At 41.0% G+C, this 10791-nt stretch carries 8 protein-coding genes; all 8 read left to right on the top strand.

What is annotated here, in order from left to right; translation table 11 throughout:
• The first annotated feature begins 120 nt into the window (after positions 1-120).
• The 8 genes from dnaA to M313_RS0116720 all read left to right on the top strand — a co-directional run bounded on the left by dnaA (position 121) and on the right by M313_RS0116720 (position 10334).
• On the top strand, positions 121-1467 hold the full coding sequence (dnaA, locus tag M313_RS0116685; protein WP_010197890.1) for a chromosomal replication initiator protein DnaA: 1347 nt from the start codon (positions 121-123) through the stop codon (positions 1465-1467).
• Positions 1468-1651: 184 nt separating this feature from the next.
• The gene (dnaN, locus tag M313_RS0116690) at positions 1652-2788 is read left to right on the top strand and encodes a DNA polymerase III subunit beta (protein WP_010197892.1); all 1137 of its coding nucleotides are present in this window, start codon (positions 1652-1654) and stop codon (positions 2786-2788) included.
• 140 nt (positions 2789-2928) lie between these two features.
• The gene (rlbA, locus tag M313_RS0116695; protein ID WP_392396780.1) at positions 2929-3144 is read left to right on the top strand and encodes a ribosome maturation protein RlbA; all 216 of its coding nucleotides are present in this window, start codon (positions 2929-2931) and stop codon (positions 3142-3144) included.
• Between the two features lie 17 nt (positions 3145-3161).
• Entirely contained in the window at positions 3162-4283 is a 1122-nt protein-coding gene (gene recF, locus M313_RS0116700; RefSeq protein ID WP_010197897.1) for a DNA replication/repair protein RecF, read from the top strand.
• An 11-nt stretch (positions 4284-4294) separates the two neighbouring features.
• Entirely contained in the window at positions 4295-4621 is a 327-nt protein-coding gene (remB, locus tag M313_RS23900) for an extracellular matrix regulator RemB (protein ID WP_010197900.1), read from the top strand.
• 46 nt (positions 4622-4667) lie between these two features.
• A complete protein-coding gene (gene gyrB, locus M313_RS0116710; protein ID WP_010197910.1) occupies positions 4668-6578 on the top strand; it encodes a DNA topoisomerase (ATP-hydrolyzing) subunit B in 1911 nt (636 codons plus the stop codon).
• 114 nt (positions 6579-6692) lie between these two features.
• Positions 6693-9185 carry a DNA gyrase subunit A gene (gene gyrA, locus M313_RS0116715; protein WP_010197920.1) on the top strand — a complete coding sequence of 831 codons (2493 nt, stop codon included), beginning with the start codon at positions 6693-6695 and terminating at the stop codon, positions 9183-9185.
• A gap of 78 nt (positions 9186-9263) precedes the next feature.
• Positions 9264-10334 (top strand): HD-GYP domain-containing protein, encoded by a 1071-nt coding sequence (locus M313_RS0116720; RefSeq protein ID WP_010197934.1) that lies wholly within the window; start codon positions 9264-9266, stop codon positions 10332-10334.
• The last annotated feature ends 457 nt before the right edge of the window (positions 10335-10791 follow it).

Here is a 10791-nt window from a genome sequence, read left to right on the forward strand (position 1 = left end):
ATGAATAAACATACAACGGGTGTTTTTCTAGCAGAGTGTTTGTTGAACAAAACTTGTACAGATAAGCACCTTTTTCTATTGTAAAAAGGTTGCCAGACACAAACGAAAGGGGGATTCAAGATGAAAAATATTTCTGATCTATGGGTCAAAGCATTAAATCAGATAGAGAAAAAAATAAGCAAACCAAGCTTTGAAACATGGTTGAAGAGTACAAAAGCTCATTCATTGCAGGGAGATAATCTCGTCATTACTGCACCAAATGAGTTTGCGCGTGACTGGCTCGAGTCCAGGTATTCCGGTCTTATCGGAGAAACCATCTCTGATATCACAGGTGAAGAATTATCCATCAAATTTATTATTCCTCAAAACCAAGCTGATGAAGAGATCGAGATAAAAACTCCTCCTGCAAAAGTGAAAAAAGACGATGATATGATCGAAATTCCGCAAAATATGCTGAATCCGAAGTACACATTCGACACATTTGTCATCGGTTCTGGAAACAGGTTTGCCCATGCCGCATCTTTGGCAGTGGCAGAAGCTCCGGCTAAAGCCTATAATCCTCTATTTATTTATGGGGGAGTAGGACTAGGAAAAACTCACTTAATGCATGCAATCGGCCATTATGTTATTGAGCATAATCCTGCAGCAAAGGTGGTCTATTTATCATCTGAAAAATTCACCAATGAATTCATTAATTCCATTCGGGACAACAAGGCTGTCGATTTTCGCAATAAATATCGAAATGTCGATGTGTTGCTTATTGATGATATTCAGTTCCTTGCCGGAAAAGAACAAACCCAGGAAGAATTTTTCCATACATTCAATACATTGCACGAAGAAAGCAAACAGATTGTCATCTCCAGTGACAGGCCTCCAAAAGAGATTCCGACATTGGAAGACCGCCTAAGATCCCGCTTTGAATGGGGTCTGATCACAGACATCACCCCACCAGATTTGGAAACCCGTATTGCTATCCTGCGTAAGAAGGCAAAAGCAGAAGGGCTGGATATTCCAAATGAAGTGATGCTTTACATTGCCAATCAAATTGATTCCAATATTCGTGAACTCGAAGGGGCGCTCATCAGAGTGGTTGCCTATTCTTCCTTGATTAATAAGGATATTAATGCTGATTTGGCGGCAGAAGCACTCAAAGACATCATCCCAAGCTCTAGGCCAAGAGTGGTAACCATTCATGACATTCAACGGACCGTGGGAGAAGAATACAATGTGAAATTAGAGGATTTCAAAGCAAAGAAGCGAACCAAATCGATTGCTTTTCCTCGACAAATCGCCATGTACTTATCAAGGGAACTTACGGATTATTCTTTGCCTAAAATAGGAGAGGAATTTGGAGGTCGAGATCATACAACGGTTATTCATGCCCATGAAAAAATCTCCAATCTCGTAAAAACAGATACAAACTTGCAAAAACAAATACAATCAATTGCTGATTCTTTAAAAAGTTAAATAGAACAATAGTGGAATCTGTGTATAAGTGGTACTTGGTTAAACACAGGTTATTCACATGTGGATATCTACTCTTCGTAACAAAAAAGGGACTTATCCACATAATCACAGCCCCTACTATTACTTCTACTAGTTTTTTATTAATAAAATATATAAATAGACCTGCCCATTAAGGAGGATTACGATGAAATTTATTATCCAACGCGACAAGCTGGTTCAAAGCGTTCAAGACGTACTAAAAGCGGTCTCTTCCCGGACAACCATTCCCATTTTGACTGGAATAAAGATTGTCGCTACAGAAGAAGGAGTCACTCTTACTGGAAGTGATTCTGATATCTCTATTGAATCTTTCATTCCTTGTGAAGAAGATGGATCTGAAAATGTTGAAGTAAAAACAGCTGGAAGCGTTGTGCTGCAAGCCCGTTTCTTTAGTGAGATCATTAAAAAACTTCCAATGGATACAGTCGAAATTGAGGTACAGAACCAATATGTAACGACCATCCGTTCTGGTAAATCAGAATTCAACCTAAACGGTCAGGATGCAGCAGAATACCCGCACCTGCCACAAGTAGAGGAACAAAACGTATTCCGTGTTCCAACAGATCTACTGAAAAATATTATTCGACAAACTGTTTTTGCAGTGTCCACCTCAGAAACACGCCCTATCTTGACAGGTGTAAACTGGAAGCTTGAAAACCATGAGCTTATCTGTATTGCAACAGATAGCCACCGCTTGGCTTTACGCAAAGCGAAGGTAGAAGCGGAAAACGACATTACGTGCAATGTCGTCATTCCAGGTAAGAGCTTGAATGAATTGAATAAAATTTTAGATGATACGAACGAATTGCTTGATATCGTGGTGACAGAGAACCAAGTGTTATTTAAAGCAAAGAATATCCTTTTCTTCTCACGTCTGCTTGACGGAAACTATCCAGATACGTCCAGATTGATTCCAGCGGAAAGCAAAACAGATATCACAGTAACAACGAAGGAGTTCCTGCAGGCGATCGATCGTGCGAGCCTACTTGCAAGAGAGGGACGAAACAATGTAGTAAAGCTTGCGACTCTAGAGTCTGATACGCTTGAAGTTTCCTCTAACTCCCCAGAAGTCGGAAAAGTAGTGGAACAAGTACAAAGCAATTCCATCGACGGAGAAGAGCTGAAAATTTCTTTTAGCGCAAAATATATGATGGATGCATTAAAGGCGCTTGAAGGCAACGAGATCTTAATTAATTTCACTGGTGCAATGAGGCCTTTTGTCATCAAAACATTACATGATGATTCCATGCTTCAACTTATCCTGCCAGTCAGAACGTACTAATAAACATAAGCCCTGAAAGCTACTAGTGACCATTCCTAGTGGCTTTCTTTTCTATATGGAGAAGTTCTAGTACAATAGGAATTAGACAATAAGGGAATAGTAAAAGAAATTATAATCCCTAAAAAGAAAGTGAGCGCGAAATAATGACAGAAATTCAAATATCAACAGAAATGATTACACTTGGACAATTTTTAAAATTGGCCGATGTCATCCAATCAGGCGGAATGGCAAAATGGTTTCTTTCAGAATATGAAGTAAAAGTGAACGGAGAGCTTGAAGACAGAAGAGGAAGAAAACTGAAGGTTCAGGATGTAATTGAAATAGACGGTCATGGAAAATATGTCGTTGTTTCCTGATGAGTTGGTGATACGGATTGTATATTGAAGAATTGACGTTGAGACACTATCGCAATTATGAAAGTTTGCATGCCGTATTTGAAGACGGTGTGAATGTCATCTTAGGTGAAAATGCGCAAGGAAAGACAAATGTGATGGAATCCATCTATGTATTGGCGATGGCAAAATCACACAGGACGTCCAATGATAAAGATCTTATCAGATGGGACGAAGAGTATGGTAAAATAGAAGGTAGGATACATAAACGGAATGGAGAGTTGCCGCTGCAACTAGTCATCAGTAAAAAAGGAAAAAAAGCAAAGATCAATCATATTGAACAAACTAAATTAAGTCAGTATATCGGAAATATGAATATCGTCATGTTTGCACCTGAGGATCTTACGCTTGTAAAAGGTAGTCCTCAGGTGAGACGACGTTTTATAGATATGGAACTTGGTCAGGTTTCACCTCGGTATATGCATGACCTGTCAAGGTACCAAAAAGTACTTCAGCAGCGCAATCACTACTTAAAACAGTTACAGACAAGAAAGCAAAAAGATGAAACCATGCTGTTTGTATTAACAGAGCAGCTTATTGAATTGGCTGCGAGCGTGACGGAAAAGAGGCAGGAGTTTGTGCAATTGCTGCAAAGCTGGGCTCAGCCAATTCATAAAAGTATCAGCCGTGGTTTAGAAGAATTGACTATTATCTACAAACCATCCATTGATTATGTATCAGAAACAACAAACTTGTCGAAAATGATAGAAGCATATAACGAAAAGTTTGATAAAATAAAAGATAGAGAAATTGAAAGAGGCGTGACACTATTTGGTCCCCATCGTGATGACCTGCTCTTTCAAGTGAACGGAAAAGATGTCCAGACATTCGGGTCACAAGGACAACAGCGCACGACAGCTCTTTCGCTGAAGCTTGCTGAAATAGATCTCATTCACTCGGTAGTAGGGGAATATCCCATACTGCTCCTTGATGACGTATTATCTGAGCTAGATGATTATCGACAGTCCCATCTCTTAAACACCATTCAGGGAAAGGTCCAAACCTTCGTTACGACAACGAGTGTGGATGGAATCGACCACCAAACGCTGAAACAAGCGGCTACGTATGAAGTGGTCTCGGGTACGATCAAGAAACGAAATTGAGGTGAAGGATCATGTATTTGCATATTGGAGAAGAAGTGATGGTGCGCGCTTCTAAAATCATCGCTATTTTAGATCGCAGGCTCCTGCAATCCGACTGGAAAGAGTCCTTGCCGGAAGTAGCGGACAAATCCATCAAAAATATCAGTAAACATGACATCAAATCAATCGTGATTACCGAAGAAAACATATACCTTTCTCCCCTAGCCTCAACAACCTTGAAAAAAAGAAATGGATACCTCGATGGAGGAGTTGCTCTTTTAGAGAAACTGCCTGTTATATTTGCGTTTGTTGTCTTTAGGGACAACTCCCGCCAACAAATAACGAAGTCTATTGTGTAGAAATAAAAAGTGAAGGTGATAGATATGACGATGGACCAAAAAGAAATTGCAAGAAAACAGCTATGATGAAAGTAATATACAGGTACTTGAAGGCCTTGAAGCCGTAAGAAAGCGACCAGGTATGTACATCGGTTCCACCAGTGCCAAGGGTTTGCATCACTTAGTGTGGGAGATTGTCGATAACAGTATCGATGAAGCATTGGCAGGATATTGCTCTGAGATTAATGTTATCGTCGAAAAAGACAACAGCATTACTGTAAAAGATAATGGCCGTGGTATTCCAGTCGGGATACATGAAAAAATGGGTCGTCCTGCAGTAGAAGTAATCATGACGGTACTTCATGCAGGAGGAAAATTCGGCGGTGGCGGTTATAAAGTTTCAGGAGGTCTGCACGGGGTTGGAGCATCCGTTGTGAACGCCCTTTCTTCTGAGCTTAAGATCTATGTCCATCGTGATGGCAAAATTCATTACCAGCAATTTAATAAAGGGGTACCGAATGAGGACCTTAAAATAATCGGCGAAACGGATGTTACAGGAACGATTATTCATTTTGTTCCCGATGAAGAGATTTTTACTGAAACAAAAGAATATGACTACGATACGTTAGCACACCGTCTACGTGAGCTTGCGTTCTTAAATAAAGGAATACGTATCACCATTGAAGATAAGCGGGAAGAAACACCGAAAAAGAATGAATACCACTACGAGGGCGGTATCGCTTCATATGTAGAGCATTTAAACCGAACAAAAGAAGTCATTCATGAGGAAGTTGTTTTTGTAGAGGGAGAAAAGGACGGCATCTCCATCGAAGTGGCACTACAGTACAATGATAGCTACACAAGCAATCTGTACTCTTTTGCCAACAACATCAGCACCTATGAGGGTGGAACCCATGAATCAGGTTTTAAAACAGCATTGACGAGAGTTATCAATGACTATGCCCGCAAGAACAATATTTTCAAAGATGCGGACAGCAACCTGACAGGGGAAGATGTTCGAGAAGGCTTGACGGCTATCGTTTCCATCAAACATCCAGATCCACAGTTTGAAGGCCAGACAAAAACTAAATTAGGAAACAGTGAAGCAAGAACGGTTACAGATTCTGTTTTTACGGAAAAATTCGAAGGCTTCCTTCTTGAAAATCCTTCTGCAGCAAGGAAAATTGTGGAAAAAGGATTAATGGCTTCCCGAGCAAGAATGGCAGCCAAGAAGGCAAGGGAACTTACAAGAAGAAAAAGTGCATTGGAAATCTCCAGTCTTCCTGGTAAATTGGCGGACTGCTCCTCTAAAGATCCATCTATCAGCGAAATATATGTGGTAGAGGGAGATTCTGCAGGAGGATCAGCTAAGCAAGGCCGAGACCGCCACTTCCAGGCAATCCTGCCGTTACGCGGAAAAATCATTAACGTTGAAAAGGCGCGTCTTGACAAAATTTTATCCAACAATGAGGTTCGTGCCATCATCACGGCTCTTGGAACTGGAATTGGAGAGGATTTTGACATTTCCCGTGCCCGTTACCATAAAATCGTGATCATGACGGATGCTGATGTCGATGGCGCTCATATTAGAACGCTATTATTGACATTCTTCTACCGTTACATGCGCCAAATCATCGAACATGGATATATCTACATTGCCCAGCCACCACTATACAAAATACAACAGGGCAAAAAGATCGAGTACGCTTATAATGACCGTCAGCTGGAAGAAATTCTTGCGACTATGTCGGATCAGCCAAAAGCCGGTATCCAGCGCTATAAAGGATTAGGGGAGATGAACCCTGAACAGCTTTGGGAAACAACCATGGATCCAGTATCTAGAACATTGCTTCAAGTAAGCCTGCAAGATGCCATCGAAGCGGATGAAACATTCGAGATTCTAATGGGGGATAAAGTAGAGCCAAGAAGAAACTTTATCCAAGACAATGCCCGTTATGTAAAAAACCTGGATATCTAATTTCAGAATCCAATAAAAAAAGCGGGGTAGTGTCATGCTATCCTGTCTTTTACATAGAGAAGAGCGAAAGCGAATGTAGTCATGAACTCACATTTCGCAAGGAGGTTCGTTATTATGTCTGAGAGGTCCTCAGTTAAAGAAATAAATATCAGTCAGGAAATGAAAACATCCTTCCTGGACTATGCCATGAGTGTAATCGTATCTCGTGCCCTGCCGGATGTACGAGACGGATTGAAACCTGTACATCGACGTATTTTGTACGCAATGAATGATTTAGGAATGACAGCGGATAAAGCCTATAAAAAGTCCGCCCGTATCGTAGGGGAAGTAATCGGGAAGTACCATCCACATGGTGACTCCGCGGTTTATGACACGATGGTACGTATGGCACAGGACTTTAACTTCCGTTACATGCTGATCGATGGCCACGGAAACTTCGGATCTGTCGATGGAGACGCAGCAGCTGCCATGCGTTATACCGAAGCAAGAATGTCGAAGATCTCCATGGAGATACTTCGCGATATTAATAAAGACACTATTGACTATCAAGATAACTATGATGGTTCCGAGAGAGAGCCGGTTGTACTGCCTGCACGTTTTCCAAACTTGCTTGTAAACGGTGCTTCTGGTATCGCGGTCGGGATGGCAACCAATATCCCACCTCATCAGCTTGGGGAAATCATTGACGGAGTACTTGCTGTAAGTAAGGACCCTGACATTACCATTCCCGAGTTAATGGAAATCATTCCTGGGCCAGACTTCCCTACGGCAGGTCAAATTCTGGGCAGAAGTGGAATCAGAAGAGCCTATGAAACGGGCCGCGGATCTATTACGGTTCGTGCGAAAGTGGAAATCGAAACAAAACCGAATGGCAGAGAAGTCATTCTTGTTCACGAACTTCCTTACCAAGTTAATAAGGCAAAACTGATTGAAAAAATTGCGGACCTTGTTCGTGATAAGAAAATAGAAGGCATCTCTGACTTGCGCGATGAATCAGACCGTAATGGTATGCGTATCGTCATGGAAGTCAAAAAAGATGCAAATGCTAATGTCCTTTTAAATAACTTATACAAACAGACTTCCCTTCAAACAAGCTTCGGTATCAACCTGCTTGCACTAGTAAACGGGGAACCGAAAGTATTAAACTTGAAACAATGTCTGTATTACTATTTAGAACATCAAAAAGTCGTAATCAAGCGTCGTACGGCATTTGAATTGCGTAAAGCGGAAGCAAGAGCACACATCTTGGAAGGTCTGCGCATTGCCTTAGATCACTTAGATGCGGTTATCACCTTGATCCGTAGCTCCCAAACTGCTGATATTGCCCGTGAAGGCTTAATGACCGAATTCTCTCTATCTGAAAAACAAGCACAAGCTATACTAGACATGCGTCTACAACGTCTAACTGGCTTAGAGCGTGAAAAGATAGAAGAAGAATATCAAGGACTTATGCAGCTTATTGCTGAACTGAAAGCCATTCTTGCAGATGAAGAAAAAGTACTTGAAATTATCCGTGAGGAACTAACAGAAGTTAAAGAACGTTTCAACGATACTCGCCGTACTGAAATAATGGTTGGAGGCTTTGAAAATATTGAAGATGAGGATTTAATTCCACGTCAAAATGTCGTGATTACGCTTACGCATAATGGCTATATTAAGCGTCTGCCTCTTTCCACGTACCGCAGCCAGCGAAGAGGAGGTCGTGGAATTCAAGGGATGGGAACAAATGAGAATGACTTTGTTGAACATCTATTGACCACTTCCACTCACGATACGTTGTTATTCTTTACAAACAAAGGGAAAGTGTACCGAGCAAAAGGTTACGAAATCCCAGAATTCAGCCGTACAGCAAAAGGAATTCCAATCATCAACTTGCTTGAGGTGGAAAAAGGAGAATGGGTCAACGCCATTATCCCGGTGGAAGACTTTGTGGATGACTGGTATTTATTCTTTACAACCAAGCATGGAATATCCAAGCGTTCTCCGCTATCTCAATTCGCCAATATCCGTAAAGGCGGTCTGATTGCACTAGGACTACGTGAAAGCGATGAGTTAATCTCCGTAAAATTAACTGATGGCACGAAAGAGATGATCATCGGAACGAAAAAGGGAATGCTCATTCGTTTCCATGAAACGGACGTACGCTCCATGGGTAGAACGGCAACAGGAGTAAAAGGAATCTCCATTTCTGAAAATGATGAAGTGGTAGGAATGGAACTTCTTGATGAAGGCCTTGATGTGTTGGTTGTAACCAAAAACGGTTACGGTAAACGTACTCCGGCAGAAGAGTACCGTGTCCAAAGCCGTGGAGGAAAAGGAATTAAAACATGTAACATCACCGATCGTAATGGTGAGCTTGTTTCTGTTAAGACCGTAACCACTGAAGAAGATCTAATGCTGATCACCGCAAGTGGCGTTCTGATCCGTATGTCTGTCGATGGAATCTCGCAAATGGGTCGAAACACCCAGGGAGTGAAGCTTATTCGTCTTGCAGAGAACGAATTTGTGACAACAGTCGCAAGAGTGGATAAAGAAGAAGAGCCGGAAGATGGTACGGAAGATACAGAAATGGAAGAAGGAATTTCCACAGAAGAAGTCGAAGAATAAGAAGAGCAAAGTAAATGATCAACTCTAAGAGAGGAGCACTTTCATGTGTTCCTCTTTGTTTATAAGGAGAGAGCGTTCATGTTAGTGAAAACCGAACAGCTGGTGGAAGGATGTATTCTGGCACAAGAAATAAAAGCACTCACTTCAAAGCCGATTATGCCAAAGAGAACCGTCCTGACAAACCAACACATTGAAATATTAGAATCTTTCTTAGTGGAAAAAGTAGAAATAGAAGCATTCCTTTCCAACGGCCAGCCATTCAATCCTCAATTATTAACGATGATTGAAGATAAGCCAAAAGAAGATTCCTTCCTGCAGATGTACTTAAAAGCAACCCAAGCTTACAAAAAAATGTATGAAGCATGGGGATCAGGAGCACCGATTGATTATAGTGCCGTGCGGAAAACAATCATTCCTTTAATTGAAAAATCCCTTCACTATCAAGAAGAAGTCTTCTCCCTTTATCATTACACCAATGAAGAAGACTATATCCATCATCATTCTGTGGCCGTGGCCATCATAGCTTCTGCAATCGCAAAGTCACTTGGTTATAAAAAGAAAGACATCATTCAAGTGGGCATAGCAGGTTTCTTAATGGATTGCGGGATGTCACGCATCGATCAGAAAATCTTAAAAAATGTTGCGGTCCTGAGAAAAGAGGAGTTTGCGCAAATAAAAGAACACCCTATCTTCAGTTACCAAATGGTAAGCAAACAACCGGTTATCCAAGATGAAATAAAACTAGCTGTATTGCAGCATCATGAACGCTACGATAAAACGGGTTACCCTTTTGGCCTATCAGAAGACAAAATACATACCTACACGAAGATACTGGCAGTAGCAGACGTATTTCATGCAATGACATCACCAAGGAAGTATCGCAGCAAGCAATCGCCGTTTAAAGTAATCGAGCAACTTAAACATGAAACCTTTGGCAAGTATGATCTCTCTATTGTTCAAGCTCTTACTTCTAATGTATGCAGCTTCAGCATCGGCGACAAAGTGAAGCTCTCCAACAATAAAGTTGCAGAGGTCGCCTTTATCGACCCGCAATATCCATCCAGGCCGATGGTGAGAGAAATCGAATCAGATCAATTCTTTACATTGAGTCAAGAATTAGATATCTATATAGAAGAAGTTTTAAAATAACTCCATTTCTATTTAAGTCAGTACAGAAAAACGAGGGAAATCTAATAGGTTTCCTTCGTTTTTAACGTTTCAAAGAAGAAAATAAAAATATATTAAAAAAGTAATTGCATCCCTATTCCACCCGTGCTATAATCAATCAAGTCAGCAACGACAACGAGTTGCATCTTACATAACTATCGAAAAAAGATAATAAAAAGATGTTGACTCAAAACGAAATAAATGATATATTAATGAAGTCGCTTTTGAAAGGCGTCTCAAAGCCCGAAAGGAGAGTTGAAGTAGGAAAACAGTAAGAGAGAGAGCGTCTCAAAGCTCGAAACGAGAGTTGAAGTAGGAAAATGGTCACTTAGACTTGCTCTATACGCCCGAACAGTCGACAAACCTAAGTGGAATGTCTAATAGAACGGTTCTATACGCCCGAACTAACGACTAACGCAATCGAAATGTCTAATAGAAC

It is taken from the genome of Bacillus sp. m3-13 (assembly GCF_000175075.1).
GTDB classification, from domain to species: domain Bacteria; phylum Bacillota; class Bacilli; order Bacillales; family Bacillaceae_I; genus Sutcliffiella_A; species Sutcliffiella_A horikoshii_C.